The sequence below is a fragment of the Cupriavidus sp. 8B genome, assembly GCF_054589115.1.
The window spans coordinates 1-521 of the sequence record NZ_BAAILO010000372.1; the positions used below are offsets into that span (position 1 = coordinate 1).

Consider the following 521-nt stretch of genomic DNA (forward strand, 5'->3'; position numbering starts at 1 on the left):
GCGGCCTTCGACACGGCGTCAAGGCCGTGCCGCGCGGACGTGAAGATGGTCGGCTTCGACCAGGCGCTGGCGGCCGAGCCGTCGGACATGCTGGTTTCGAAGCGCCACATCCTGGCGACTGACATCTGCTCGCATTTCCATACCGGCGGCACTACCGGCCTGCCCAAAGTCGCGACACACACGCATCTCAATGAAGCCTTCGTCGCGTCGATGCTAAAGGCCCTGATCCCGTCGCCAAACACGATCCTGTGCGGCCTCCCGCTGTTCCACGTGAACGGCGCGATGATCACCGGCCTTGCCGCGTTCCATGGCGGCTGGGAGGTCGTGATGCTGACGCCCGCCGGCTATCGGGGCCAGGGCGTGATGCCGAACTTCTGGAAGCTGGTCGAACGGTTCCGCGCCACCAGCTTCAGCGGCGTGCCGACGATCTACGCCGCGCTAGCCGATCTGCCGCGGGAAGGCGCCGACATTGCCTCGTTGCGCTTCGCCTTTTGCGGCGCCGCGCCGCTGCCGGCCGAGGT

Annotated in this window: 1 protein-coding gene; it reads left to right on the forward strand. The window is 67.0% G+C overall.

Annotated elements, in window-relative coordinates; all coding sequences use genetic code 11:
* A partial coding sequence (locus ACYP5B_RS34610; RefSeq protein WP_459572651.1) for an AMP-binding protein occupies window positions 1-521 on the forward strand: 521 nt, incomplete at both ends.